The 26,714-nt window shown below is 35.0% G+C and carries 24 protein-coding genes; 17 read left to right on the top strand and 7 right to left on the bottom strand.

The window, feature by feature from the left end; translation table 11 throughout:
* The first annotated feature begins 9 nt into the window (after positions 1–9).
* The 11 genes from C3L23_RS07635 (at position 10) to C3L23_RS07585 (ending at position 8,066) form a co-directional block, all read left to right on the top strand.
* Positions 10–684, top strand: a complete 675-nt coding sequence (locus C3L23_RS07635; RefSeq protein WP_127681441.1) for a hypothetical protein — start codon at positions 10–12, stop codon at positions 682–684.
* The gene (locus C3L23_RS07630) at positions 685–1,971 is read left to right on the top strand and encodes a U32 family peptidase (protein ID WP_127681439.1); all 1,287 of its coding nucleotides are present in this window, start codon (positions 685–687) and stop codon (positions 1,969–1,971) included. It begins immediately after the preceding gene.
* A gap of 38 nt (positions 1,972–2,009) precedes the next feature.
* A complete protein-coding gene (gene purE / locus C3L23_RS07625; protein ID WP_127681437.1) occupies positions 2,010–2,507 on the top strand; it encodes a 5-(carboxyamino)imidazole ribonucleotide mutase in 498 nt (165 codons plus the stop codon).
* Positions 2,507–2,962: a DUF3972 domain-containing protein gene (locus C3L23_RS07620; RefSeq protein WP_127681435.1), complete on the top strand. Its 456-nt coding sequence runs from the start codon at positions 2,507–2,509 to the stop codon at positions 2,960–2,962. Before purE ends, C3L23_RS07620 begins: the two co-directional genes overlap by 1 nt.
* Positions 2,963–3,019: 57 nt before the next feature.
* Complete coding sequence (locus tag C3L23_RS07615; RefSeq protein WP_127681433.1) at positions 3,020–3,259, top strand: glutaredoxin family protein; 240 nt, start codon at positions 3,020–3,022, stop codon at positions 3,257–3,259.
* Positions 3,256–4,113, top strand: coding sequence for a DUF89 domain-containing protein (locus C3L23_RS07610; RefSeq protein WP_127681431.1), 858 nt, complete (start codon positions 3,256–3,258; stop codon positions 4,111–4,113). Before C3L23_RS07615 ends, C3L23_RS07610 begins: the two co-directional genes overlap by 4 nt.
* 9 nt (positions 4,114–4,122) lie before the next feature.
* A complete protein-coding gene (glyQ, locus tag C3L23_RS07605) occupies positions 4,123–4,965 on the top strand; it encodes a glycine--tRNA ligase subunit alpha (RefSeq protein ID WP_127681429.1) in 843 nt (280 codons plus the stop codon).
* A 19-nt stretch (positions 4,966–4,984) separates the two neighbouring features.
* On the top strand, positions 4,985–5,704 hold the full coding sequence (locus C3L23_RS07600) for a Nif3-like dinuclear metal center hexameric protein (protein ID WP_127681427.1): 720 nt from the start codon (positions 4,985–4,987) through the stop codon (positions 5,702–5,704).
* 78 nt (positions 5,705–5,782) lie between these two features.
* A complete protein-coding gene (locus C3L23_RS07595) occupies positions 5,783–6,508 on the top strand; it encodes a zinc ribbon domain-containing protein (protein ID WP_127681425.1) in 726 nt (241 codons plus the stop codon).
* Between the two features lie 3 nt (positions 6,509–6,511).
* Positions 6,512–7,645, top strand: a complete 1,134-nt coding sequence (gene waaA, locus C3L23_RS07590; protein WP_127681423.1) for a lipid IV(A) 3-deoxy-D-manno-octulosonic acid transferase — start codon at positions 6,512–6,514, stop codon at positions 7,643–7,645.
* Complete coding sequence (locus C3L23_RS07585; protein ID WP_127681421.1) at positions 7,638–8,066, top strand: isoprenylcysteine carboxylmethyltransferase family protein; 429 nt, start codon at positions 7,638–7,640, stop codon at positions 8,064–8,066. Before waaA ends, C3L23_RS07585 begins: the two co-directional genes overlap by 8 nt.
* A 4-nt stretch (positions 8,067–8,070) precedes the next feature.
* Here the strand turns inward: C3L23_RS07585 and C3L23_RS07580 are convergent, their stop codons facing one another.
* Positions 8,071–8,496: a hypothetical protein gene (locus tag C3L23_RS07580; protein WP_127681419.1), complete on the bottom strand. Its 426-nt coding sequence runs from the start codon at positions 8,494–8,496 to the stop codon at positions 8,071–8,073.
* 57 nt (positions 8,497–8,553) lie between these two features.
* Here C3L23_RS07580 and C3L23_RS07575 point away from each other — a divergent pair, with 57 nt between their 5' ends.
* The 3 genes from C3L23_RS07575 to C3L23_RS07565 are packed head-to-tail and all read left to right on the top strand — an operon-like array spanning position 8,554 to position 11,787.
* Positions 8,554–8,847: a DUF167 domain-containing protein gene (locus C3L23_RS07575; protein ID WP_127681417.1), complete on the top strand. Its 294-nt coding sequence runs from the start codon at positions 8,554–8,556 to the stop codon at positions 8,845–8,847.
* Positions 8,834–10,474: a helix-hairpin-helix domain-containing protein gene (locus C3L23_RS07570; RefSeq protein WP_127681415.1), complete on the top strand. Its 1,641-nt coding sequence runs from the start codon at positions 8,834–8,836 to the stop codon at positions 10,472–10,474. Before C3L23_RS07575 ends, C3L23_RS07570 begins: the two co-directional genes overlap by 14 nt.
* Before the next feature lie 8 nt (positions 10,475–10,482).
* Positions 10,483–11,787 carry a diguanylate cyclase domain-containing protein gene (locus C3L23_RS07565; RefSeq protein WP_127681413.1) on the top strand — a complete coding sequence of 435 codons (1,305 nt, stop codon included), beginning with the start codon at positions 10,483–10,485 and terminating at the stop codon, positions 11,785–11,787.
* On the opposite strand, the gene C3L23_RS07560 is transcribed toward C3L23_RS07565, so the two are convergent.
* The 6 genes from C3L23_RS07560 to C3L23_RS07535 all read right to left on the bottom strand — a co-directional run bounded on the left by C3L23_RS07560 (position 11,784) and on the right by C3L23_RS07535 (position 22,112).
* Positions 11,784–13,577 (bottom strand): 6-hydroxymethylpterin diphosphokinase MptE-like protein, encoded by a 1,794-nt coding sequence (locus C3L23_RS07560; protein ID WP_127681411.1) that lies wholly within the window; start codon positions 13,575–13,577, stop codon positions 11,784–11,786. The genes C3L23_RS07565 and C3L23_RS07560 overlap by 4 nt on opposite strands.
* 41 nt (positions 13,578–13,618) lie before the next feature.
* Complete coding sequence (locus C3L23_RS09675) at positions 13,619–16,219, bottom strand: flagellar hook-basal body complex protein (RefSeq protein WP_127681409.1); 2,601 nt, start codon at positions 16,217–16,219, stop codon at positions 13,619–13,621.
* A gap of 60 nt (positions 16,220–16,279) precedes the next feature.
* Complete coding sequence (locus C3L23_RS07550) at positions 16,280–18,208, bottom strand: flagellar hook-basal body complex protein (protein ID WP_127681407.1); 1,929 nt, start codon at positions 18,206–18,208, stop codon at positions 16,280–16,282.
* 14 nt (positions 18,209–18,222) lie between these two features.
* A complete protein-coding gene (locus C3L23_RS07545) occupies positions 18,223–18,894 on the bottom strand; it encodes a flagellar hook capping FlgD N-terminal domain-containing protein (protein WP_127681405.1) in 672 nt (223 codons plus the stop codon).
* Positions 18,895–18,959: 65 nt separating this feature from the next.
* Positions 18,960–20,366: a flagellar hook-length control protein FliK gene (locus C3L23_RS07540; protein WP_127681403.1), complete on the bottom strand. Its 1,407-nt coding sequence runs from the start codon at positions 20,364–20,366 to the stop codon at positions 18,960–18,962.
* Between the two features lie 45 nt (positions 20,367–20,411).
* Positions 20,412–22,112 (bottom strand): methyl-accepting chemotaxis protein, encoded by a 1,701-nt coding sequence (locus C3L23_RS07535; protein WP_127681401.1) that lies wholly within the window; start codon positions 22,110–22,112, stop codon positions 20,412–20,414.
* Positions 22,113–22,293: 181 nt separating this feature from the next.
* On the opposite strand from C3L23_RS07535, the gene typA reads away from it, so the two are divergent.
* From typA to C3L23_RS07520, 3 genes are all read left to right on the top strand, one after another.
* Positions 22,294–24,102, top strand: a complete 1,809-nt coding sequence (gene typA, locus C3L23_RS07530) for a translational GTPase TypA (protein WP_127681399.1) — start codon at positions 22,294–22,296, stop codon at positions 24,100–24,102.
* 192 nt (positions 24,103–24,294) lie between these two features.
* Entirely contained in the window at positions 24,295–25,677 is a 1,383-nt protein-coding gene (locus C3L23_RS07525; RefSeq protein ID WP_127681397.1) for a TolC family protein, read from the top strand.
* Positions 25,674–26,708: an efflux RND transporter periplasmic adaptor subunit gene (locus tag C3L23_RS07520; RefSeq protein WP_127681395.1), complete on the top strand. Its 1,035-nt coding sequence runs from the start codon at positions 25,674–25,676 to the stop codon at positions 26,706–26,708. Before C3L23_RS07525 ends, C3L23_RS07520 begins: the two co-directional genes overlap by 4 nt.
* Positions 26,709–26,714: the final 6 nt, after the last annotated feature.

Genomic DNA, 26,714 nt, shown 5'->3' with positions numbered 1-26,714 from the left:
AGGTGAGCCATGACGCAAGAAGAACTGGATGCTTTAATGGCAGGCGGTATTGATGATCTGGATGTGGAAGATACAGATAACGAAACTGCAGAAGATAATACAGATAAAAATGAAACAGAAGAAGCAGAAGAGCATAAAGAAGAAATAATGCCTCCTCCGGCAGATGAAAAGCACAAAGTCGTAGCTCAGCTAGACGAAGTAACAAAAGAGAGTGAAGAAAAAGCTACGCAGATTCTTGATATAATGGATAATATTTCCGCCTCAATGGCAGATGCTGTGGAAGAATTAAGCGAAGTGCTTAAATTTTTGGAACATGAAAAAGAGCTTTTTACAAAACTTTCAAACGCGTTTCCGCATATAAAAACGTTTAAAGAAGAGCTTAACAGAGTCAATGAAATGATTGAAAAGGTTCAAAAAGCCATAGAATCCGGGGAAGCGACCCAGGATGAGATTATGATGGCTATGGATATTATGCAGTATCAGGATATCCACAGACAGAAAATAGAAAGAGTTATAAACATAATGAGAGCGCTTATCAAATATATGAACAGACTTTTTGAAGGTAAAATCGACGACAGCGAAAGAGTAAAAAGCGCTACTCATATTTCCGGCGATGAAAATGACGAACTTGTTGACGAAGACGATATTGAAGCGCTTATTGCGCAGTTTGGAGGAGCTAAATAGATGAAGAAAGTTGAATTGTTGGCACCTGCGGGTGATTTTGAAAAACTAAAAATAGCTATAGCCTACGGTGCCGATGCGGTGTATGCCGGGGTTAGCCATTTTTCACTTAGATGTCACAGCGGAAAAGAGTTTAACTATGAAAATTTTGCCGAAGCCGTAAAATACGCTCATGACAGAGGAGTAAAAGTATATGCTACGGTAAATTCTTTCCCGTTTGAAAATCAGCTGCCTTTGGTGGAAGAGCATATTTTGAAACTTAAAGAAATAGGCGTTGACGCTATGATAATTTCATCTCTCGGGGTTTTAATGAGAGCGAGAGAACTTGCCCCGGAAATAGACATACATCTTTCAACCCAGGCAAACGCCCTTAATTCATGGGATTATAAAGCATACAGGGATTTGGGTGTTACAAGAATAATAGCTGCCAGAGAATCGACACTTAAGGATTTGCAGAGAATTAAACAAAAAGTTCCTGATGTGGAAATAGAAACTTTCGTACACGGGGCAATGTGTTTTGCCTACAGCGGAAGATGTCTTTTAAGCGCGGTTCAGTTCGGAAGAAATCCTAACAAAGGAAGCTGTGCAAATGATTGCAGGTATCCGTATGTGCTGTATGCCGAAAATCCTGAAACGGGTATGATGTTTAAACTCGAAGAATACCCGGAAGACGGTACGTATATTATGAATGCCAAAGATTTGTGTCTGATTGAGCATATTCCGGAAATTTTAAAAAGCGGAGTAATCGATTCCATTAAAATAGAAGGAAGAACGAAAGCACCTTATTATGTGGGAGTGGTTACAAAAGCTTACAGAGAGGCGATTGATGCGTTTTATGAGGGCAGGGAGTTTGACAGGGCTCATTTTATGAATGAAATTCTTACTACTAAAAACAGAGGGCTTACAGATGCTTATCTTGTTAAAAGGCCTTATGAAAGACATGATACTCAAAATCTTGAAACCTCACTGACGCATGGAGAATGGCAGGTCAGCGGTATAGTTAACGAAGATGAAGAAACATTTATGTGCAAATATAAAACATTTCCGGGAGACACTGTTGAAATACTGGCTCCTAAAAATGCTAAAATTTCACCTGTAAAAAATGAAATCGGTGAAATCTGGCAGGAAAACGGTAAATGGATGCTGAAATTTAATAAAATCGAAACAAAAAACGGGAAGGTTTTAGAAGCGGTTCACAGCGGTAATTTAAATCCGGTTAAACTGCCGGCGAAGCTGCCTTATTTGACCTTTTTAAGAAAAAAAGTAGAGTACAGTCCTAACGGGGTGTAATAGATAGATTAGGCGTTGTAAAATAAAAAGGAGCTGATATGAGATTTATATCGATACTTATGGGAAGCAAAAGCGATTATGAAATAATGAGGGAAGCTGTAAAAATACTGGAAAAATTCCAAATACCTTACGAGCTTATTATCACATCGGCGCACAGAACGCCGGAAAGAACACACAGCTATGTAAAAGAAGCTGAAGAAAGAGGAGTCAAAGTGTTTATATGCGGTGCGGGTATGGCGGCTCACCTTGCCGGCGTAGTGGCATCTCTTACAACAAGACCTGTTATCGGCGTTCCTATGCCTACCGGTATGATGGACGGACTTGACGCGCTTTTGAGTACTGTTCAGATGCCAGGAGGCATGCCGGTCGCCACTCTTGCCGTAGGAAAAGCCGGAGCAAAAAACGCGGCTTATCTTGCCCTTCAGATACTTGCGAACAACGATGACGAATTAAAAGCCAAACTTGAAGAAGACAGGGTAGCCGGAGCTAAAAAAGTTGAGATGGATTCAAAAGAAGTGGAAGTAAGACTAGACTGATGCAGACCTGGCTTACTTTAGAAGAATTTTGCAAATTAAGCGGAAAGAGTAAATCTGAAGTTATAAAAGCATGCAGGGATAAATCGCTTAGATGTAAAAAAAGCGACGGGGTAATCTATATAGAAATAGAATCCCTTGCAAATGCGATTGTGCCGGTTGAAGAGCTTGAAGTAATAGAACAGAGCAGCGACGTGGCCGAAAGAACCATAGGAATGCTTTTGACCCTTCATGAGAAGGTTTTGATGAGCAAAGACGAAACTATAGACGCTCTTAAAGAAGAAAACGACTTTTTAAAAAATTCGATTTATTCGATTCAGGAAGTTTATGAAGATTCGCAGGAAACAATAAAAAGACTGCAAAAACAGCTTGAAATATGCCAGCAGGAGCTTGAATTCTGCAGGAAAAAATATAAACTTATGTGGGGCAAAGTGCTTAAAAAAAGCGAAGAGGAATAAGCTTTAGAATAAATTATTTACAAATTTAATAATTATAGAAGGTGAAAAGGAGGTTTTATGAGTGCGAAAAGAGTTGTGCTTTTTACGGCGCCGGGATGTGTTTGGTGCACAAAAGCCGAGCAGTTTTTCAGAAAAAACAAAGTTAAATACAGAAAAATAGACATATCAAAAGATCGTAAAGCTGCAAAAGACTGTGAAAGACACGGGTGCAGGGGAGTTCCTGTTATTTTGGTAGGCAGCAGATGGGTGTGCGGATTTAACGAGCCTGTTATTAAAAAGGAGCTTGGAATTAAATGAAAATAAGCCGCGAATGTTATCTGTGCATATATACGCAGACGCTTAACCTTACAAAGCGTCTTAACCTTGATGAGGAAAAAGCAAGTGAAATATTAAGAGGCGTTGCAAAAATTATAAGTAAATATTCTTTGGATGTGACACCTCCTGAAATAGCTGCGGAGGTTTATGAGTTTATATCCGAAACAACAGGGATTGAAGATCCTTTTTCCAAGGAAAAAGAAGCGGCTGTAAAAGAAGCGCTTAGATTTAAAAACATTCTTGAAAAAAGACTTGAAAACTCAGAAGACAGAATTTTTGACGCATGTAAAATCGCAGTAGCCGGAAATGTTATAGATCTCGGAGTTAATCAGGAATATGATCTTAAAAAAGAGATTGAAAGTATATTTGAGATTGATTTTAAACATAACGATTATGATGAATTTAAAAACAGACTTGATAAAGCTCAAAGCATTGTCTATCTTGGAGACAATGCGGGAGAGAATGTTTTTGACGAAGTATTAATAAGCGAGCTTAAAAAAAAGGTAAAAAAAATATATTATTTTACAAGAGGCAAACCAATAATAAACGACATAACGTTAAGAGACCTTGACGGACTTGAAATTATGCGTCTGGCCGAAGTTGTTGACAGCGGGGTTCCGACTCCGGGTTTTCATCTTAAGTTTGCCGGTGAAAACGCAAAACAGCTTTTTTATGAAGCCGATATTGTTATAAGCAAAGGAATGGGCAATTTTGAATGCCTGTTTGGTGAATGCCAAAGAGAAGTGTTTTATCTGTTTAAGGTTAAGTGTGAAGTAGTGGCGAGAGCATGTAAGGCCGGTGTCGGCGATTATGTATTTTTGAAAAATGACAAATAAAGGATTGATATGTATTTTAGCGATTTACTGTTAAAACTTCAGGAATTTTGGAAAAACAAAGGATGCAATATAGTAATGCCTTACGATTTTCCAAGCGGTGCGGGAACGTTTCATCCCGCGACTCTTTTAAGAAGCCTTGACAAAGGGCCTTGGAACGTTGCGTATGTGGCTCCAAGCCGCCGTCCTACAGACGGAAGATACGGAGAAAACCCTAACCGTTTAGGGAGCTATTATCAGTTTCAGGTTATAATGAAACCGAGCCCGGATAATATTCAGGAGATGTATCTTGAGAGTCTTGAATATTTAGGGCTTAATCTTAAAGAACACGACGTAAGATTCGTAGAAGACAACTGGGAGTCTCCGACTCTAGGAGCATGGGGACTTGGATGGGAAGTATGGCTTGACGGTATGGAAGTTACGCAGTTTACTTACTTCCAGCAGGTTGGAGGACTTAAAACGTTTCCGGTTCCTGTAGAGATTACATACGGAACTGAAAGACTTGCAATGTATCTTCAGGGTGTTGACAATGTATATGATATTAAATGGAACGAAAATACAACATACGGGGATATGCATAAAAGAAGCGAGTATGAATTCTCTAAATACAACTTTGAGGTTGCAAATGTAGAGATGCTTTTCAGATGGTTTGAAGATGCGAGAAATGAAGCCAAAAGATGTCTTGAAGCAAATCTTCCTCTTCCGGCTTATGACTATACTATTCTGGCATCCCATATATTCAACGTGCTTGATGCAAGAAAAGCGATTTCCCAGACTGAGAGACAAAACTATATTTTAAAAATCAGGGAGCTTGCAAAAGGCGTTGCCGAAACATACGTTGGAATTGAGAAATGAGAATGGAGAATTGAGAATTATGAAACTGAAAAAGATTTATGATTTTTTAAATGAAATCAGTCCTTTTGAGTTGCAGGAGGAATGGGATAACAGCGGACTGCTGGTCGGAAGTTACGAAAATGAGATCGAAAAGGTGTATTTAACACTGGATCTTGATGAAGAAGTCATTGAAAATGCGGATGAAAATTCATTGATAATAGCACATCATCCGCTTATTTTTAAACCTCTTAAAAATGTGATTCCGACTTCTTTTTCCACAAAACTGCTGATTAAGCTTATTCAAAAAAATATTTCTTTTATAGCTATGCATACAAATTTTGACAAAACTCATCTAAACCGTTTTGTAGCTGAAGAGATACTGGGGTTAAAGGGAGAAAGTTTTGATTTTATTTACAGGGCAGAAGTGAATAAACCTTTTGGCGAATTTGCCGAAGAAATAAGAAATAGATTAAATTTAACATGTTTAAAAACGGTAAAATACCATAATTTTATAAAAACTGTTTCTCTGACTACAGGTGCCGGAATGTCGCTGCTTCCTTATGTTAAATCCGACCTGTTTTTAACCGGGGACATCAAATACCATGAAGCCATGGACGCAAAAGTAAGAGGCGTCAGTCTGATAGATATAGGACATTATGAAAGTGAAAAATTTTTTGCCGATATCATGGGAAAAGAGTTAAAAGATTTAGCCGTTGAGGTGATAAAAAGCAATTCAAAAAATCCGTTTATTTATAATTAAATAAGGCATTTTCTATTTTCAACTGCAAAATTTTCAAATATATAATTATGTTATAATTCCACTTAAAAAAGGCAGAGAATGAACAAATTTCTTGAACAGCTTATTGAATTAAACAGACTTGAAAGAAAACTTACTGAATTAGAGCCGGTAGAAGCGGGTATAAAAGCTCCTTTGCTTAAACTTGAAAATCAGAAAAATCTTTTAGAAGAGAGACTTGAAAAACTTGAAGAAGAGATTAAAAATATAAAATTAAAAAGAGGCAAAAACGAGCTTTTGATAGCTGAACTTAAAGAAAAACTTGAAAATATTGAAGAAAAACAGGCAAAAGTAAAAAGCGAAAAAGAATTTAAAGCCTTACAGATCGAAGAAGAACTGGCAAGAGAACAGATTGAAGTCGCTAACGAAGAAATTGAAAAATTTGAAAAACAGCTTGAATTAAAAGAAGAAGAAAAAAAATCGATTCAGGAAGAAATTGAGAAACTTGAAGCCGAAATTACGATTTTGAGCATGGATGTGGCTAAAAAACTTGAAACCGTTGAAAAACAGAAAGAAGAAATTTATAAAGCAAAAGAAAAACTTGTAAAACAGATGAGCCCGAAAATTTACGCGTTTTATGAAAAAATAAAAAGATGGGCTGGAATTACCGCAGTTACACCTGTAAAAAAACAGGCATGCACAGGTTGTAATATGAAAATAAACGACAAAATATTCTCTGAAGTTATAAAAGGGGAAGAAATAGTGACGTGTCCTCACTGCGGAAGAGTTCTTTATATAGAAGAAGAAGATAAAGTAAACGAAGAATAAAAAGTGTTTTTTACTTTTTTTTACTACTTTTTTTCTTTAATTATCTATTTTATTTCTCTTCCTTTTTTAATTATTCTTTCTTTTAAAACAAAATACAAAAAATCGATTCCTGCAAGATTTTTTTTATATAAAAATCCTCCTTTTAATGAAAAACACTGCTGGTTTCATTCATGCTCTTTAGGAGAGACCAAAGCGTTAAAACCCGTTATAGAAAAATTTGACAAGGTAAATATAAGCGTTATTACGAATACGGGATATGAAGAAGCAAAAAAATATAAAAACGCCGATGTGAGATTTCTTCCATATGAGATTTTTCTGCCTTTTTGGATTAAACCCTGTGAAACACTGGTTGTAATGGAAGCGGAACTTTGGTATATGCTGTTTTTTATTGCTAAAAGAAGATGTTCTAAAACGGTTCTTTTAAATGCAAGAATAAGCGAAAAAAGTTATCCAAAGTATTTAAAATTCAAATGGTTTTACAAAAAAATATTTGAAAATATAGATACGGTTTTAGCACAGAGCGAGGAAGATAAAAAAAGACTTCAGGAGTTAGGTGCCAGAAACGTAGAAGTTGTCGGAAATATTAAAACATACTTCAAACCTGCTATTACTACGGAATATATTAAACAAAAACCTTTAATAGTGGTGGCTTCAACCCATAAAAACGAAGAAGAGCTTATTTTAAACAATCTGCCTTTAAACGAATATCAGGTTGTTGTAGTGCCAAGACATCCTGAAAGATTTGAAGAGGTTTATGAACTTATGAAAAAGTATGGACAAACAATAAAGGCAACGGATTTAAAAACTCAAAACGACAAATGCGAATTAAACGGCGATTTAATTTTAATGAATAAAATGGGAGAACTTGTAAATTTATACGCGGCTGCGGATATTGTGATTTTAGGCGGAAGTTTTGTGGACAACGTCGGAGGACACAATCCTGTTGAACCGGCATATTTTATTAAACCGGTAATCAGCGGAAAATATATATTTAATCAAAAAGCCCTGTATAAAGAAGTTGAAAATATCGTAATAACGGAGCCTGAAAAAATAAAAGACGTATTAAAAAAGGCAAAACCCACATATATAAAAAACATTGTAAATATAAAGCGTATTTTGGACAGTATAATTGATTAGTTATATTCTTGTGTTTATTCAGTTTTTTGTGTCTTTTTTAATGTTTGTAAACGTTTTACTGCATTTTCATTTTTCTTTTACCGGGGCTGCGGTGTTTTTGGCCGGTTTTTGTATAGGTATAGCCGCGTTATATTACAATCCTCCTTCAAATATAAATATAAGACCGGATATAAAAGAAAATTCCGTTTTGATAATGCACGGAATTTACAAATATATCAGACACCCTATGTATCTTTCGGTAATTTTAATGACTTTCGGACTTTTTTTATTTGATATTTCCTGGACACAGTTTATTTTGTGGATGATTGTTTTTTCAGATATGATTTTTAAAATGAATTATGAAGAAAATCTGTGGATAAAAGACAAAGGTTATAAGGAATATATGTCTAAGACATATAAGCTTATTCCTTTTATTTATTAATAAATTATTTTAAAATCTTGTCAAGTTTTTTCATATCAACGTATTTAGTCAGATCACTGAAAAAGAGTTTTACATCAGGTGAAGAAGTGATTGCCGAACCCGCTATTCTTCCTAAATATTCAAAAGCTATTGAGATAGATTTCGCACCCTCGTATTTTACGGCGTTTTTCAGTTCTGCGGCACATTTGTCTGTAAGAAGTTTTGTTACGTATTTCCCCATTTCTTTATTGACTTCTTTTTTGTCTTTAAGAGAGATTTTTGCATATTTTTTTAGGTCGCTGTCCTGTGCAAAAGCAAAAAACATCCATTTTTTAAGAGTTGTAATGTTTTGAGGAGTGGTGTTTTTAACCATACATTTAATCAGCTGATTTGTATAAACCCCTGCATTCAAAGAAACCCCTAAAATGATTGTGAAAATAAATTTTTTCATTTTTTCTCCTTTTTTAATATAATTGAATAATATCATATAAAAAATAAAAGGCGGACAATGTTTTATGAAATTAAAAATGGAAAAATACATATTTATGTTAAAGCCCAGCCTAATTCTTCAAAAAACAAAATAGCCGGATTATACGGAGACGATACGATTAAGATTAATATAAAAGCTCCAGCGGTAGAAGGGGCAGCAAATAAAGAACTGATTAAATTTATAAGCAAACAGTTTAAAGTTGCCAAAAGCGAAATAGAAATAAAAGGCGAAACAAGTAAAAGAAAAACTTTAGTTTTGCCTTATAAAGGCGATATTATTAAAAAGCTAGAGGAAATAAATGATAAGCAATAAAGAAATTGCAGGTATACTTTCAAAAACCGCTGATCTGCTTGAGATTAAAGGTGAAAACCCGTTTAAGGTAAGAGCCTACAGAAATGCCGCAAGAATAATAGAAAATTCTGCAAAAGACTTTAACAAACTTGTTAACGAAGGCTTTGATTTAACAAAGCTTCCCGGTATCGGCCACGATTTAAGCGAGTATATAAAAGAAATAGTAAAAACAGGAAAATTTCATAAATTAGAAGAGCTTAAAAAAGAAATACCCCAGGGGGTTGCCGAGCTTTTAAGTATCGAAGGGCTGGGGCCAAAGAGAGTAAAACTTCTTTATGAAACGTTCGGTATAAAAAATATGGACGAACTTAAAAAGTACGCTTTAAGCGGCGAGCTTGAAAAACTTCCGGGTTTCGGCCCTAAACTTATAGAAAAAATACTAAAGGGATTTAAACAGCTGAAAAAAGCCGGAATAAGGTTTTTATGGGCGGATGTAGAAAATATAGCATATGAAATGCGGGAATATCTTTTGGATTATAAAGGCGTTCAGATTGTGGACATAGCAGGAAGCTTTAGACGAAAAAAAGAGAGTGTGGGGGATTTGGACATTCTGGTTATAGCAGATGACTATCAGCGGGTTAGCGATTATTTTGTTAAATTCCACAGGGTTAAAGAGATTTATTCAAAAGGGCTGACGCGTTCTACCGTTTTTCTTGACAACAGCCTTCAGATTGATTTAAGAGCCGTTGCCAAAGACAGCTACGGGGCGGCTTTACACTATTTTACCGGTTCAAAAGCACATAATATAGAAATTAGAAAACTTGCTATTGAAAAAGGCCTTAAAATTAATGAATACGGTGTTTATAAAGGTAATGAAAAAATCGCTTCGTCAAAAGAAAGCGATATATATAAAAGCGTGGGACTTAATTATATAGAGCCGGAACTGAGAGAGAACAGAGGGGAAATAGAAGCATCGAGAATCAATGCGTTGCCGAAACTTATAAAAGAAGAAGAGATAAAAGGATATATGTGTACGGTTAAAGACATGGATGAGGTTAAAAAATACATAGATGATTTTGTAAAAGTAAACAAAGAATATCTGATACTTAACGTTTCGAACAGGTATGAACTTATAAATAAAGTAAAAACGCTTAAAAACAGTAAAAATATTAAATTAATCACAGCGGCTGAAGTAAGTGTGGATGAAAACGGGGATTTTGAAATTCCAGAGGATGTATTGAATAATGCCGATATTATCGCCGCATTAATGAAAAAAACTGAGCTTTCTGCTAAAGATCAGACGCAAAGGTATCTTAAAGTATTGAATTCAAAAAAAATCAATATTTTATTGAGACCTTCTTTAAGAGAAGTGTTGACAGATGCCGGTGTGGATTTGGACTGGGATGAGGTTTTTAACGCAGCATATTCGAATAATGTGGTGATGGAAGTTAATTCCAATCCGAAATATCTGGATTTAAGCGATATATTAATCAAAAAAGCCATTGAATGCGGGGTAAAAATAATAATAACCGGAAATTATAAAAATATTAAATACGGTATTTATCAGGCCAGAAGAGGGTGGTGTGAAAAAAAAGATGCCGTTAATTTTTGGAATTATGAAAGGGTAGGGAAACTTTGGGGATTGTAAGAGTTTTTTTGATTTTTATATTATTACAGTTTGCTTATGCCGCAAAAAACAACAATATTATAACCGTAGTTACTACAGACAATTGGGAACCTTTTAATATGATTTACGGGGGCAGACTGCAGGGTATCGGAATAGATTTTTGGAAACTTGTGGCCAAAAAAGCGGGTATAAAATATAAATTTAAAGTTGTAAAAAAATGGAGCGATGTTTTAGAAAATATTAAAAATAACAAAGCCGCTTTAACGGTAAGTACCGGTATTACCGATGACAGAAAAATATATGCTGTTTTTTCAAAGCCATATGTTACTTATCCTCTGGTTATAGCTACTAAAAATAATATAGGTTTTATTTTTGAAATTAATTTTCTAAAAAATAAAAAGATTGCATTGGGTGATAATTTTACAGCTGCTAAACTGATGATGAAGAATTATCCTTATCTTAATTATATTTTTGTAAAATCCACTGACAAGGCGCTGGAAATGGTAAATAATTCCGAAGTATTCGGTGCTGTAGATATTTTGCCTGTTGTTGCATACAAAATAAACAAATACGAGTATAATAATTTAAAAGTCGCCGGGGAAATACCGATTAAGTTTAAAGTAAGATTTATGCTTTCAAAAAAATATGCTTATCTTCTTCCTAAAATAAATAAAGCGATAGATGAAATAACATATAATGAAAAAGAAGCTATTTATGAAAGGTATATTACTCCCGTAAAGAAATATTTTTTTACATCAAATGAGATTTTTCTTTATTTTTTAATATTTACGAGTTTAATGATTATGGTGCTTTTATGGATATACTCTTTAAAAAACGAACTGAAGTTTCTGCAAAAAAATAAATTACATGATTTGAACAAAGATTATGACAAACTGACCGGTACGTTGAATAAAGAAAAATTAAAAGAGGTTATTGAAGAAAAATTAAAAAACAATAAAGCTTTTTCTCTTATAATGTTTGATATAAGAGGATTTAAGAATATTAATAAATTTTACGGGCATCATTTTGGGGATATTACTTTATTAGAGCTTGTTTCTTTAATTAAATCTGTTTTAAAAAAAGAAGAACTTTTTGCACGATATAAAGGAGGAAGTTTTGTAATAGTATCTAATGATATTGAGGTAAAAGCATGTGAAAGAGCGAGAGAAATATACGATACGGTCAAATCTTTTGAGTTTAGTATAGTTCAGAATTTAGAAAGTACGTTTGTAGTTAAAACGGTATATTCAAGGGAAAATGCGGATGATGTGCTTGAAAGTTTGGAAAAAGAGCTTATAAAAATAAAAAAAATAAATATTTTTTTTAAATGTTAGAAATCAGAGAGCAGAGTGTTGATTTTTTTCTGATAAAGAGGCAGCTGGTTTTGTATTACTTTTATTAGTTCCGGTATTTCTTTTATTTTTACTTTGTGAGAGGTGATATAGAAATTGTTTAGAATATGATAAATGGAACCTCTTATAAGGGTGTATTCATTTGGATGGTAAAGAAAACTTTCATCTAGTTTATCATTGATAAAATCAACGACTCCGGTTAAGTCTTTATAGCTTTTTATTTCAAAATTCAGTGTATTGCTTATAGGCAGCAAAATTTTATTTAAGTCTAGTTGCGGAATACTAAACGATGTGTTTTTAAAATTTTTCAGTATTTCTTTGAGGGCTTTTTGTTTATTTATACCCGGCAGGGTTTTGTTTTTTAGAGGAATGCTTCCTTCAATATATGCTCCGTCGCTTAAATTATAAACTTTTATTTTTAATTTTTTTATCATTAATTCGATATTCTGTTTAGATGAAAGAAGCAGAGAATTAGAATAAATATCGTCAGAAAAGTTTCCTTTAACTTTAATTCCCTGTTCTTCTTTATCGTCTGTTGTATCGTAATAACTTCCGGAAGCATGTTTTTTTTCATTTAATCTGAAACCTAAATCCATACCGCAGAGATATATTTCATTAGTTATATTAGAGGCAAATGCAAATCCGGCGTTTCCGACTATAGGGGAAGAGCCTTTTATTACATATTCTTTAGGAGAAAGCGTAAAGGCTTCTCTCATGTACATCAGGGGATTTTTTGCCAGTTTAAATACTTCAGGTTTGACTACGCTTGCCCCTATAAAATGACCGTTATATTTCGGAAGCGTGTCTTTTAATATATCATCCAGGTTTTCTATTCTTTCCTGTTCTATATGAAAATCGCTGTGTATTCCGGCTTTTAGAAGCGGTTTTATAGCCGTTCCGACACTTATGATAATCATAGAATTTTGATTATTTTTAATAAAATCAATATTTTTTTCCAAACTTTTACCGTTTGCTACAATGCATACCGGAATTTTTTTAGGCTGTTTTCCGGGTTTGAACGTACGGTATTTATTTAGGTTTTTTAAATGGTTTTTTATTCCTCTGTATTCATCTTCAAACGTTCCCCAGCCTCTTAATTTGGTCTGTTTGACTTCTTCGAATTTCAGTTTTGCGTCATCCATTAAAGGATGTTTGTAAGTCGTCAGTTCGAGATTGAAAAATGTCGATGTTATTTTTCTTTCATGGAAAAATTTTTGAATCGCATAATAATCGATATGTCCTTTTACCCACAAAAAAAATCTGTCTTTTAATTTTGAATACACTTTTTCATAATCAATATAATACAGGCTGACTGCAAAAAATTCAGGATTAGGCTCATATATAAACAGTGACTGGAATTCATAATTGTTTACAAGCAGGTCAATATGTTTTCCGGCGAGCAGTCCGTAAATGATCGTGGTGGGCAAGAAGTTTTTGTCAAAATAGAAACCATCATGCGTATAAGAATCGAGTGTTTTTGCCTTTTCGAAAAGGGAGTTTATGATATCCCCCGTTATATTAAAATCTTTTTTCCAGTAAAAAGGATGTATATAAAAAAAATCTTTTTCCCACAGAGGATTATGTGTAGGAATGTGTGCAAACTGTTTAGAATCTCCAGTTATAGATGTAGGATATACTTTGTTGTGGTTAGTATCATAAAGATTGTCATCTTTTATATAAAAATTTCTATGTTTTAGATTTTTTATAAGGTCATAATAGTGAGGTAAATTTTCATAAAAAAATTTAATATTTTTTTCAAACAGTTTTTGCATGGTAACTCCGCTAAAAGAAAGACTTTTAGCGAATTATAGCATTATTGTTTTAGTTGTAATAAAGTCTGAAGCATCTGGTCTGAAGTTGTTATTGTTTTAGAGTTTGCCTGGAAACCTCTTTGTATGACTATAAGCTGTGTTAAACTTCTGCTTAAATCAACGTTACTCATTTCAAGAGAGCTCGGCTGAATGGATCCTCTTCCTCCGGTACCCGCCGTACCGATAATAGGTTCTCCTGAGTTTGGTGAAGCGCTGAACAGAGTTCCTCCTTCACTCATAAGCCCTTCATTATTAACAAATTTAGCCAATGCAACCTGTGCTAATGAATAGCTTCTTCCGTTAGTAAATACGCCTATTACGGTACCTGTCTGGTCTACGACAAGCTGTTGCAAATCCCCTCCAGGATAACCGTCCTGAGTCTGTCCGCTTGTAGCGCTTGGCGCTTCAAAAGAGGTTATTCCGTCAAATTTACCCATAGAACCGAAATCAAGCTGAATAGCCTGTCCGGCGCTTGCGCCGTTATTCGGATTGAATATCAGGCTTGGCGGATTGTATGAGTTTATACTACCGTCTGAATTGAATTTCACATATCCGCTTGCCGGCTGTTCAAGGGTACTAGGTTCAGGTGTTTCCGCATACCATTTCCAAACAGTCGGATCGTTTGGATTTGTAGAAGTATGTGTTTTTCTGAAATGAAGCGTTAGCGTATGTTTGCTTCCTAGAGAGTCAAATACGTCTATACTTGTAGTATGAACTGCCGCATTCATTGCCTGAGATATAGCATCGCCTCCTGCCGCAACGCTTCCGTTTATAGGTGAAAATACATCTGTAAATAGCTGATTGTCTTTGTCATCATCAGGATAACCTGCAACAGTAATATTGAATGAGTTTGAAGAAGTGTTTTTAATATCAAGCTTACCGTCGCTGTTAATAGACACTATACCTTTGTTTCCTGTTGGAGAGTTTGCAGGGTCTCCGCTGTCGTCAACAGCAGTCTGCCATAAATATGTTAAATCCTGTATATCATGGAAATAGTAAACGTCGTTTTTATAAAACTGCATAGTTTCCGCATTTGTTCCGTCTAGCCCGTCAAACATTTTAGCCATTCTGCCGATAGGTGTTGTCGTGTCTGCTGCTATAACATTTCCGTTGCTGTCTTTGATTTGAGCGTCAGTAATTCCGCTTCCGTCAGACTCTACAAGTTTACCGTCCTGGAAAGTTACAACGTCATCGATGTTTCTGTTAGTCAAATCTGTATTTAACAGACAGCATAAATCGTCAAATGTCTGGAAGTCTTTGCCGTATGTATAAGTTACGGTATCACCGTTAGACAACACGAAACTTACCTGCTGGCCGTTATTTAAGTATGCTCTTGAATTTGTATTGTCGTTGTAGTAAGTCCAGTGAAGACCTTCATTTGAATCGCTTATTACGTTTTTGTTAGGCTGATATGATCCTGTAGCGCTTCCGCAGCCTTCTGTTTCGTTAATAGGTGTTGAAGAATAGATAAATTTTCTTGTTTCTCCTAATCCGTTAATGTTTACTGTAATTCCCTGATCGTCTTTTAAGTTAAACGCATCGCCGTTTGCATTAAATAGTTCTCCAACGTCATCGGCTCCGATAAAGCTGTTTTGTATAGCTTTTAAATTACCTGTGGTTTTTGAAACACCGTTTATAGCTTTAAATACGTTTACTAAGTCCTGGTTTGTAACAACCGTAGTATCTAAAGTAATTTCGTCTCCGGCAGGTGAAGGATCCGTAATCTGTCCGTTTCCGTTTAAATAAATTGTATATTGAGATGGAGGAATACTGGTTGTATCGCTTAATGAAGCGCCGTTGCTGTCATGGGTTATATGGTAGTTTAATTCATCAATAAGGTCTTTAATTGTTGTAAATTTACCGTCATGATCATCAGCACTTTTGCCATAAACAAGTGTAACAGTATCTGTCTGTCCGTCAAGTCTTTTGACCTGGAATTTTAGTTTATCAACATCAGGAGTTAAGCTGATTTGATTTCCGTTTATGTCATATAAGCCGCTAATATCCGCAGTCTGATCTACAGTCGCTCTTGTTCCTGACATTTCAGAAATATGATCACCGCTGTTTAAATTGGCTTTAATTGAAATTTTACTTGTCGGATTTGCAGGAGTTGTTAATCCAGGAGGGATTGAAATAGGTTTAACGCCGCTAGATGTGTCTATATTATGAGTTTCAGGGTCTGCCAGCCATCCCTGAACGATATATCCGTTAGGATCGACAAAATTTCCGTCTGCGTCAAAAGTAAAATCTCCGGCTCTAGTGTATTTATATGTTTTACCTCCGTCTCCGCTTACTACAAAAAAACCGTCTCCGTTGATAGCCATATCAGTATTTTTATCGGTATTTTGAATACTTCCCTGTTTAAACATTGTTTCAACTGCGCTTACGCTTGTACCTAAACCTACCTGAAGGGAGTTTTTACCTCCTAAATTTCCCTGAGGCGCCGTTGCGCTTTTTACAGTTTGGCTTAAAAGGTTTTGAAAGTTGGTTCTGGAATATTTAAAACCTACGGTATTAACATTTGCAATATTATTTGCTTCGACATCCATTGCCACCTGGTGAGCGTTAAGTCCGCTGACTCCGCTCCATAAACTTCTCATCATGATGCTATCCTTTTGAGTTTTTATTTATCAAGCAAAAATCATTCCTTTTTGCTTCTGTTTTTATCCTTTTTTCATATCAATTGCTCTTTGAATCATCTGATCGCTTGTTGTAACAGCTTTGGCTGCGCTTGAATACGCTTTTTGAATTACAATAAGTTCTGTCATAGCCTGTGAAAAATTAACGTTAGACGCTTCTAGGCTGTTTGATGATAATGAGCTTCCGCTGATATAATTTCCGTTTTGGTCCGTATAAAGTATTGCTTTATTTGAATTGTCTGTTTCTCTAAAAAGATTGCCTCCGATACTCTCAAGTCCCTGATCGTTTTGAAAATGGTATACAGGTATCTGTCCTAGTACGGACATTTGTCCGTTTGAAAAAAGAGCTTCGATATTTCCGTTTGAGCTGATTTGATAATTATTCAAATAACCTTCTTCTATACCGTTTTGTGTATATGAATATGAAGGTCCTGTGTCGGATTTTGCATATGAAGTCAAATCGAGATTTAACGTCATATTCTGAGGGTCTGTTATATTTACGCTTTTTGGAGAGAGCAGTTGGCCGTTTTCATCAAATGTAAGTTCGAAATTTTGTGTAGATATAACGTTTGAATCCGGATCTTTTATTGATATTTCACCATTCCATTGAATTTGACCGTTTAATACTTTCTGTTTTGTAAAAGTTAAAGACATAGTATCTTTTTGCCCGTTTGCTTCGATTATGTTTCCTCCGAAACTTTGCGAATTTTGGAGAAAATCGTAACTTTTTGCACTAGTCTGTCCGTATATCTCATTTCCAAGTCTTCCTAAATTATTCATAAAAAGATCATTTGAATCTTCTGTTTTTAGAGAATAGGCGTTAATTGTATTTACTGAATTATTGTCTATGCATATCCTTCCTTCACTGTCTAAATATACTTTGGTTTCATCAGGATATGCGTCGTTTGCCAATGACTGTATTATATTATTGAAATCGCTGATTGTTGAAAATTCATACTGATTTTGGGGATCTGAACTGTATGAAATTTTAGCTGCCGCAATATTTGGCATTAGTACGTTATTGGATTTTAATATTATCTGATTCGGATCAGAAATTTCTATGCCGTTATCGGTTATCTGGTTTTGAATACCGGCATCATCGAATGCTTTGTGTAAAGCGTCTTGAATTTCTTCTTTTGTAGAACCGTCAGGCATATCTATATTAAAAGTTTTTCCGTTTAATGTAAAATCATATACTGCGTCTTTCCCGTCTTTCGGATCGTCATTAATGCATATATCGGTTGATATCAGGTTATTGTCATATGTTGCAGGATTTCCGAATCCGAATACCAGAGAGTCTCCGTTTCTGATTTGCAGATCCTGTCCGTCTTTTGAATACAAAGCGCTAAAATCACTTTCTTCTGTTGCCGGAGTGGTAGTTGAAATTACGCTGTTATCATTTAAATTAGCGGTTAAAGTGGCTTCAGTAGTGGCTACGGCCGGAAGTATTACGTCATTTGGAAGGGAAATAGGGCTCATTTGAGTGTTTTGGGAAATCAGATTGTCTGTATTTATACTTCTGTTTACGCTATAGCTTCCGTCCGGATTTTTTATAAGATTATTGGCATTGGCAACAAGCAGATAATCTCCGTTGTCGTCAACCAAATATCCTTCTCCGTCTCTTTTAAAAGCGCCTGTTCTTGTATAATAAGTCTGATTGTCTTTTGATACGCTAAACCATCCTTCTCCGTTAATGGAAAGATCAAAAGGATTGTCTGTCTGAATTAGGCTTCCCTGGCTTAAATTTATGGCTGTTGATGAAAGTCTGCTTCCCATTCCGATATCCGAAGAAATAGGCTGGTCACTCAGCTGGTCTGCAAAAAGAGTTGAAAATTCAGGAACTTCTTCTTTATATCCGTTGGTATTAATATTTGCAATATTATTTCCCCATATGTCAATTCCGTATTGAAAACTTTTCAGTCCGGTAATCCCGTTATAAAAAGATGTTGTCATTTTATCCCTTTAGCTTATTCTTGCCATTGGTAAATTTCTTGTATCTGACTGAACGGAATATAATTGCTTCCTAATTTTGCATAAGGCTCACCGTTTTCAAAACGGATAGATTCTATAGGATATGCCCCAAGCGCGGTTGTTTCTTGTTTTCCGTCAGGAGTTGTGTAATCCGCGGTTACTTCATAAGTATCGCTTGGAACCCTTTGTCCGTTATCTCCTATTAAATCCCAGTCAAAGTTTAAAACCCCTTTTGTATGAGCTTCAAGAGGGAATGTTTTTACGATATTTCCGGATTTATCTTTAATTATTACATTTCCGCTTGTTATATCGTTTCCGAAATAGAGATCAAAGTTTACGCTTTTATCTTCATCGGTTACGTTAATATATCTGTTTCCGGTATCACCCATTTTACCTATTGCTGACAATGCGCTGAACTGACCGGTTGCTTGAAGAGTATTAGAAAGATTGTCTAACGTCTTTTGCATGTTGTCGTTCATTTCCATTGTAGATAATTGAGCTGTCTGGTCAAGCATTTTATCCGTATCCATGGGATCGGTCGGATCCTGATGTTCAAGTTCGGTTAAAAACAGCTGCATAAACTGGTCTGAAGTTAACTGTGAGTTCGGATTGTATACAAAATCGCTGCTTGAAGCGGTAGTTGTGTTTGATACGCTTGTTACTGCCATAATAAGCCTTTTTTATAAACCAAGCAATTAGTATTCCAAAATAAGAAAAAAAGAAGTTTTTTGTTTTAAGCGTATTGGTAAGGTATTTCTATAATGAGCTCGTCGTTTTCTTCGCTGTTGTTATTGCCGAATTTTTGATTTTGTCTGTATTCTTTATTGCCCTGATCCTGCTGCTGGTTAAAACTCATATTTACGTCGGTAAAGCCCATGTTAATTAAGTTTTGTCTAAGCTCCTGCTGTTGGGAATGTAAAAAACTTACGGCGGTGTTGTTTGAATTTATCTGTATCTGTAAATTGTCTCCCCTGTGTACAAGAGTTACTTCTACTTTTCCAAGTTCTTTTGGATGAAGTTCCATTGATAATTTGGAAATAGGCGGTTTATAATTGTCAATAGCTTCTTTTAATCTGCTGCTGAAATGCTGAATAGACTGTTTGGCTTTGTGTATGTTTTGTTTTAATTGGTCGACACTGAAACCGCTGTTTTGTGTAATTGAATCTGTTTTAACGTTTCTGCTTTGTGTGTGTTTTTCTTTATTGTCAGCCACAGTGTCTTTTAAAGCGTTGATATTTAACTGTTCTTCCGGCTTTAGAGTGTCTTTGGTCTGTTTAATTAAAGATGAAAGTATGTTTTTAGGGGTTTCTTTTGAAACCGTGTTTTTATTGTTAAATTTTAAATCTTTTTTTAAACTGTTTAATTTGTCGGTTTTTAAAGCTATTTTGTTTTTAGGAAGAAATTGCTGAATATTCTGTTTAGGAGGATTTTTTTCATAAGAAATAACTATTTTGCTTATATTTAATTCTTTTTTGTTGGCAAAATCCACAAGTTCTTTAAATGTTTTTATTTCTTTGAATTCTTTTACGTCATTTTCTGAAAATTTTATATTTTCAAGTGTCTGCTGGGAAGTAATCATTTTTTTCGTTACATTTACTATCTTTTCTTCCAGAGCGTTTTTATCGGTTGATAAAGAAGTATTTGGATTGCTGTTTATTAGTTCAGCTATATTTTCACTGCTGTTGTCTGATTCATTTTTTTTATTGTCAGTAAAGAGTTTATTTATTTTGTCTTCAAGCTCTTTATTGGATATTGGTGTTTCGTTAATGAGTTTTTTTAGTATTTCCGATTCGGTTGAGTCAGTTTTAATGTCTTTGACGATTTTTTCATTTAATTTTTCTTTTGAATTTTTTATATCTGGTTTTGGAAAATCTTTTAAATTAGCGGTTTTTTCTTCTTTTAAAGATTGTTTTAAATCATCAATAAGCTTTTTTAGGCTCTGTGCGTCTTTATCCTGTAAAGTTATTTTGTCCAGATCTTTTTCGTTTAGATTTAAATTTTTAAAAAGTTTAGTAAGTTCTTCAGGATTGTCTTTGTATGTTTTCATTAAATCCAATAAAAAGTTGCCTTTGGAACCGTTTGAAGGTTTAACGCTCCCGTCATCGGCTGTATTTAAAATAAGACTTTCAATAATAGACATGCATGAGCCTTTTTTTAAGAGGCTCAAGCAATTTTTATTCCTAATTTAAATTTTAAATTTTTCTGTTTCGTTTTTCAGTTCGTTTGAAACGCTTTCAAGTTCGGTTACAATCTGTTTTAGTTTTTTTGAGATGTCTTCTGTCGTTTTGCTTTCTTCCAACAGACCATGAGCCGTTTCTATTAAGGCCTGAATGTGTTCGTTTATTTTTAACGTTTCTTCTTTTGCTATATGTGCGTTTTGTATGGTTGTGTTAAGTTTTTCCATGGTGCTGTTGGTTTGCGTTATCAGTTCGTCCGTTTCGGTTGTAGTGTTTTGAAATTCCTGAACGTTTTGTTCTATGGTATGCTGGGCCTGAAGTATACCCTGAACTATGATATTTACACCGGCGTCTATTTCGGAAAGAGATTTTTGTGTTCTTTCGGCCAGTTTTCTTACTTCATCTGCCACTACGGCAAAACCTCTTCCGTGTTCTCCCGCTCTTGCGGCCTCGATTGCCGCGTTAAGTGCCAGGAGGTTTGTCTGGTCAGCTATTTCTTTGATAATTATAATTATATCTTTGATTTGATTTGACTGGCCCGCAAGATTTGTAATGTGCTGTGCTATTTCCGTTTCATTTTGAACTTCGTGCTGTATTTTATTAACAACGTCTGTCAGTTTTTTGGTTGTCATTTCAAGTGTTTTTTGAGTGTCGATTATATCGTCAACCGTTTTTACCACTTTGTCTTCTGCCGAGTCGACGCTTTGCTGAACTCTGTTAATATATGTGTTAAGATTTTTTATGAGGTTTGTCTGAGTTTCAACGTTTAATTCGATGTTTTCGGCATTTTTTGAAATATTTGACGTAATGTTAAGCAGTTTTTGTGTTGAGTATTTGATTTTATTGATAATATCTTTTAATGCTTTTATAAATTTATTAATAGCTTTGGCAATACCTTTTATTTCTTTTGAACCTTTTTCGTCCAGAGTTATAGTTAAATCGTCTTCATTTGCGGTTAAAACGTTGGAGTATTCGGTAACCGGTTTTATTATGTTTTTTTCAAAAAAGATATTAATAGCGATAATTATTATTGCAATAAATAGTATTAAAGCTAAAATTCCTCCGACAAGCATTATTTCCTGTGTTTTTGCTATAGATTTTTTAACCTGAGTCATTGGAACTTCCACTGAAACGATTCCTCTGATATCTCCTACTTTATAGTTAAAGGCAACAGGTCCGTAATCTTTTACCAGGGCTTTGTATAAATTTTCAGGAACGTCTTTGTGAGGCACACCGTGACACTTTAAACACGCTTTTTTAATATACAGCGGTTTTGCGTATCTTATAACCTGTTCTCCTTTTTCATTTTTCCCGATTTCATAATATTCCGGCAGTTTTTTTTCTTCAATGAGTTTTAAGATTCTTTTTTCATATTTATTTGGTTTGTTTAGAGGGTTTCTGTATTTTAAGGAAGTCTGTTTTATATAAAAACCTGATTTTTCGGTAACCGTTTTAGCGACGTTTCTTCCGGAATATGCAGGAGTACATGCCCATCTTGAAATAGATTTGTCTTTTCGTGTAACGTGTGGAGCTATTTTGGCCATATAACCTCTCATTGCTATAAGCTGGTCGGCTGCTTTTCTTGCCTTGTCTATATTTTCCTGTTCGGCAAGTTTGTATATCTGATTTTGGATTATAAAGTATCCCGGAACTAGAATGGAAACAAATGCGAGTATTATCAGTAAAACAATTTTTAGTTTTGAGCTCATATTAATCCTTGATTAATTTTTTAATGCTCGAATCATATCTATTTTTTTTTAAATATATTAGTAAAATGTCCGTTTATAAATTTTTTTTATTTTAATGTATGGTTTTAATTATATTTATTGTTATCTATATTGAACATAATTAGATATAATTGCGGAAAAATTTCAGAATAAAAGGCAATTAATGAAAAATATTAGAAATATTGCGGTTATCGCACACGTTGACCATGGTAAAACTACACTGGTTGACGAACTTCTAAAACAGTCAGGAACTCTTGACGAAAGAAAAGAACTAGGCGAAAGGGTAATGGATTCTAACGACCTGGAAAAAGAAAGAGGTATTACTATTTTAAGTAAGAATACCGCAATAAAATGGAACGATTACAAAATTAATATTATCGATACGCCGGGACACAGCGATTTCGGAGGAGAAGTTGAGAGGGTTTTAAAAATGGTTGACGGCGTTCTGCTTCTTGTTGACGCACAAGAAGGGGTTATGCCTCAGACTAAATTCGTTGTAAAAAAAGCTCTTTCACTGGGATTAAAACCTATTTTAGTAGTAAATAAAATAGATAAACCAGCTGCAGAGCCGGACAGAGTCGTGGATGAGGTTTTTGACCTTTTTGTAAGTATGGGTGCGAGTGAAGACCAGCTTGAGTTTCCTATTATTTATGCTGCAGCTAAAAACGGTATAGCAAAATGGGAGCTTGAAGACGACAATGAAAATATGACTCCGATATTCGAAGCTATAGTGGAACATATTCCTGCACCTACCGGTGAAGAGGATAAACCTCTTCAAATGCAGGTATTTACACTTGATTACGATAATTTCGTAGGTAGAATAGGTATTGCAAGAATTTTCAACGGGAGTGTAAGTAAAGGTGAAAGCGTAACGCTGGTTAAAGCTAGTGGAGAAAAAATAAACGGCAGAATTACCAAACTGTTAGGTTTTCTTGGACTTGACAGGGTTGAGATTGATAAAGCAAGTGCGGGGGATATTGTTGCTATTGCTGGGTTCAGTGCACTTGATGTCGGAGATACTATTGCAGACAAAGACAATCCTGTAGGTCTTGACCCTCTACATATCGAAGAGCCTACAATCAGCGTAATTATGAGCGTTAACGATTCTCCTCTTGCAGGAACAGAAGGTAAAAACGTAACCGCTCCTAAGCTTAGAGACAGACTTTTTAAAGAGATGGAAACAAATATCGCAATGAAAATTGAAGAGCTAGGCGAAGGTAAATTTAAAGTATCAGGAAGAGGTGAGCTTCAGATAGCCATCCTTGCTGAAAACTTAAGAAGAGAAGATTTTGAGTTTTCACTTTCACGTCCGGAAGTAATTATCAAAGAAGAAAACGGTGTTAAGTTAGAGCCGTATGAATACGTAGTGGTTGACGTTCCTGAAGAGTACAGCGGTGCGGTAATCGAAAAACTCGGAACCCGTGGCGGAATTATGAAAAACATGATGCCTTTAAGCGACGGTTCTACAAGAATCGAATTCGAAATGCCTGCACGCGGGCTTATCGGATACAGAGGTGAATTTATGACAGATACTAAAGGTGAGGGTGTTCTTAACAGCTCATTTTTAGATTTCAGACCTGCGACTACAAAACCTTATACAAGAAAAAACGGTGCGCTTATTTCTATGGAAAACGGGGTTGCCGTAGGTTATGCGATATTCAACCTGCAAGAGAGAGGAAGAATGTTTATAAAACCTGGTGATAAAGTGTATAACGGTATGATAGTGGGAGAACACAGCAGAAGCAACGACCTTGAAGTTAATCCTATTAAAGGTAAAAACCTTACAAACGTGAGAGCCAGCGGCAGTGATGAAGCTATCAAACTTGTTCCTCCTGTTGAAATGACGCTTGAAAGAGCGCTTGAGTGGATAGAAGACGATGAGCTTGTGGAAGTTACTCCTCAGTCTATCCGTGTTAGAAAAAAATACCTTGATCCTTCAGTAAGAAAAAGAATGTCAAAAAATAAAAAATAATTCTTTTTCTTATTTCTTTATTTCCTTTTATAAGTGTCAGACACATAAAATAAATACATGTTTTGCATTGTAAAATGTGTAAATTTTTACACTTTTAAAATTAAGATAAAAAAAATCTTATAATTTATTCTTATAACATAAGTAATTCATTCTTAATTTGATAAAATTCGACAAAATTATTAAAGGAGCGGTATGAAAAAATTCTTGTTTATTTCAGCCGCTTTGTCAAGTCTGCTTTTAGCTAAAACGGTTAATTTCGATACCGTGCTTAAAGAAAGTTTAAATAACAACTTGGAGCTAAAGGCTAAAAAGCTTAACATTGACAAAGCTAAAGCTGATTTAAAAACAGCCAAGGGATATGACTGGGGTAAACTTGTTTTCAGCGAAGAGATTAGCAGAAGCAATAACGCAATGTATGTTTTCGGCATGAAGCTTGAAAGCAGGGAAGCTACTTTTAGGGATTTCGGTTTTGCAGATTTTTTAAGTGCATGGGGGAGCGGAGCGACTCCTGATCAGCTTTTGGCTATTCAGCCTAAGGATTTGAATTATCCTGGCAGCAGAAGCAATTTCAAAACAAAATTTGTTTATGAAGTTCCTATTTTTACAGGATTTAAATTAAAATATGCCAAAGAAATGGCAAAACTGCAGGTTCTTGCAAATAAATTCAAATATGCTCATGACAAAAACAAACTGGCAATAGAAGTGTTAAAGGCATATAACGGTGCCGTAGCGGCTAAATATTTTATTAAAGCTCTTCAAAAAGCCAAACAGACAACCAGCAGCTTTGTAAAAATGATTACCGAATTTAAGAAAGTCGGAATGGCAACGGATACTGATCTTCTTCAGGCAAAAAAAAGAGACAGCGAAGTAGCGGCAATGCTTGTGGAAGCAAAAAATAAATATGCTCTTGCTCTTTCTTATCTCAGATTTTTAAGCGGGGATGACAGTATAAGCAATGTAGGCGACTTTAAGGTGATTGTTTCGCCTAATGCGGATTTAAAAGAGCTTGAAAAACTTGCGCTCCAGAACAGAAACGATTTAAAATGGATGCAGAAAAACGTTGAAACAATGCAGAAAAAAGTAAAAATGGATTCTTCTGTAAAATATCCTACAATAGGTGCGCACCTTGAATACGGCTGGAATGACAATCAGCTTAATAACATCAGTGCGGACAAAGATTATTATGTGGCGGCTGTAGGGCTTAATTATAATATTTTCGATAACAGCGAAAAAGCCAAAATAGAAAAAAGTAAAATCGAAGCGCTTCAGACTGCTTATTATTACAAATATATGAAAAAAGGCGTAAAACTTCAGGTTGAACAGAAATATTTAGACCTGAGAGCAAAAGCGGCTGTACTTAAAAATAAAATTATTAACAGAGATTTAGCGGAAGAAATACTTAAAAAATACGAATATATGTATAAACAGGGAATGATTAATATGACAATTCTTTTAATGAAAGAGGCGGATGCCAGAAAAGCCAGAGCGGAGCTTATTAAGGCTAAATATGATGAAGCGCTTGCTGCGGCTGAATTAAAAGCGGCATTAGGAGATTTAGTAAAGGAGAGTAAATGAAAAAAATAGCACTTTTGAGCGGTTTAGTTGCTGCACTGTTTGCGTTTGAAACGGCAACGGCGGTAAAAAAAGATATTAATATTAAAAAAGAATATGTTGCAAATATATATTCGCCTTCACAGGTTATGGTTGCAACAAGAGTAATGGGTTATATAAAAAAAATCAATGTAGAAGAGGGTGATGTAGTAAAAAAAGGCGAAGAGCTGTTTGTTGTAGATCCGAGTGATATTTATTCAATGCTGAATCAGGCAAGAGGGGCGCTGCTCCAGGCACAAAGCGGTGTGCTTATGGCTGAGATGGCATATGCCGATGCAAAAAAAGATTATGAAAGATTCAAAAATTTATACGAGCACGGTGCGGTAAGTAAAAGAGATTTTGAAAAAATGACATTAAATATGAATATTAGAAAAAAACAGGTAGATATGGCAAAAGGTATGCTTAAACAGGCAAAAGCGGGTCTTGCTATGGCAAGAAACCAGCTTAAATATGCAAAAGTTAAATCACCTATCGACGGTGTTGTTACAATGAAAATGAAAAAAGTAGCCGAAATGGCTCTTCCGGGTTATCCGGTGCTTGTTCTTAGCGATATACATAACCTTAAAGCAAAAAGTTTCGTAAAAGAAGAAGATATTGACAAATTTAAAATTGGAATGCCTGTAATTATCAAAGTTCCGGCAATCAAAAAAGAATTTAAAGCAAAAGTTTCAACAATTATTCCTAGTGCGGATCCTGCCACACATTCATACATAGTTAAATATACTTTTGAAACTACAAAAGGCCTGCTTCCAGGAATGTATGCGAAAGCAGAAGTTACTATAGCTAAAAAAGAAGCGGTACTTGTTCCTTTCAGCGCTTTAACATCAAGAAGCGGTATTGTAGGAGTGTTTGTTGTAAACGGAGATATTGCAAGATTTGTGCCTGTTACTCAGATAGGTCAGGTGAAAGATAAAATTGCCGTAAAAGGATTAAACGGAGGAGAAAAAGTTATACTTTATCCGCCTGCAAATTTAAGTGACGGACAAAAATTATAGGAGAAG

The organism is Nautilia sp. PV-1 (assembly GCF_004006315.1).
In the GTDB taxonomy this organism is placed as follows: domain Bacteria; phylum Campylobacterota; class Campylobacteria; order Campylobacterales; family Nautiliaceae; genus Nautilia; species Nautilia profundicola_A.
Note: the sequence above shows the minus strand (reverse complement) of the source record. Positions and strands in the feature narration are given on the sequence as shown.

What these genes read in the sequence shown, in the direction of transcription:
- C3L23_RS07635 (WP_127681441.1), top strand. Translation starts at nt 10, where the DNA reads ATGACGCAAGAAGAACTGGATGCTTTAATGGCAGGCGGTATTGATGAT.
- C3L23_RS07630 (WP_127681439.1), top strand. Translation starts at nt 685, where the DNA reads ATGAAGAAAGTTGAATTGTTGGCACCTGCGGGTGATTTTGAAAAACTA.
- purE (WP_127681437.1), top strand. Translation starts at nt 2,010, where the DNA reads ATGAGATTTATATCGATACTTATGGGAAGCAAAAGCGATTATGAAATA.
- C3L23_RS07620 (WP_127681435.1), top strand. Translation starts at nt 2,507, where the DNA reads ATGCAGACCTGGCTTACTTTAGAAGAATTTTGCAAATTAAGCGGAAAG.
- C3L23_RS07615 (WP_127681433.1), top strand. Translation starts at nt 3,020, where the DNA reads ATGAGTGCGAAAAGAGTTGTGCTTTTTACGGCGCCGGGATGTGTTTGG.
- C3L23_RS07610 (WP_127681431.1), top strand. Translation starts at nt 3,256, where the DNA reads ATGAAAATAAGCCGCGAATGTTATCTGTGCATATATACGCAGACGCTT.
- glyQ (WP_127681429.1), top strand. Translation starts at nt 4,123, where the DNA reads ATGTATTTTAGCGATTTACTGTTAAAACTTCAGGAATTTTGGAAAAAC.
- C3L23_RS07600 (WP_127681427.1), top strand. Translation starts at nt 4,985, where the DNA reads ATGAAACTGAAAAAGATTTATGATTTTTTAAATGAAATCAGTCCTTTT.
- C3L23_RS07595 (WP_127681425.1), top strand. Translation starts at nt 5,783, where the DNA reads ATGAACAAATTTCTTGAACAGCTTATTGAATTAAACAGACTTGAAAGA.
- C3L23_RS07580 (WP_127681419.1), bottom strand. Translation starts at nt 8,496, where the DNA reads ATGAAAAAATTTATTTTCACAATCATTTTAGGGGTTTCTTTGAATGCA.
- C3L23_RS07575 (WP_127681417.1), top strand. Translation starts at nt 8,554, where the DNA reads ATGTTTTATGAAATTAAAAATGGAAAAATACATATTTATGTTAAAGCC.
- C3L23_RS07570 (WP_127681415.1), top strand. Translation starts at nt 8,834, where the DNA reads ATGATAAGCAATAAAGAAATTGCAGGTATACTTTCAAAAACCGCTGAT.
- C3L23_RS07560 (WP_127681411.1), bottom strand. Translation starts at nt 13,577, where the DNA reads ATGCAAAAACTGTTTGAAAAAAATATTAAATTTTTTTATGAAAATTTA.
- C3L23_RS09675 (WP_127681409.1), bottom strand. Translation starts at nt 16,219, where the DNA reads ATGATGAGAAGTTTATGGAGCGGAGTCAGCGGACTTAACGCTCACCAG.
- C3L23_RS07550 (WP_127681407.1), bottom strand. Translation starts at nt 18,208, where the DNA reads ATGACAACATCTTTTTATAACGGGATTACCGGACTGAAAAGTTTTCAA.
- C3L23_RS07545 (WP_127681405.1), bottom strand. Translation starts at nt 18,894, where the DNA reads ATGGCAGTAACAAGCGTATCAAACACAACTACCGCTTCAAGCAGCGAT.
- C3L23_RS07540 (WP_127681403.1), bottom strand. Translation starts at nt 20,366, where the DNA reads ATGTCTATTATTGAAAGTCTTATTTTAAATACAGCCGATGACGGGAGC.
- C3L23_RS07535 (WP_127681401.1), bottom strand. Translation starts at nt 22,112, where the DNA reads ATGAGCTCAAAACTAAAAATTGTTTTACTGATAATACTCGCATTTGTT.
- typA (WP_127681399.1), top strand. Translation starts at nt 22,294, where the DNA reads ATGAAAAATATTAGAAATATTGCGGTTATCGCACACGTTGACCATGGT.
- C3L23_RS07525 (WP_127681397.1), top strand. Translation starts at nt 24,295, where the DNA reads ATGAAAAAATTCTTGTTTATTTCAGCCGCTTTGTCAAGTCTGCTTTTA.
- C3L23_RS07520 (WP_127681395.1), top strand. Translation starts at nt 25,674, where the DNA reads ATGAAAAAAATAGCACTTTTGAGCGGTTTAGTTGCTGCACTGTTTGCG.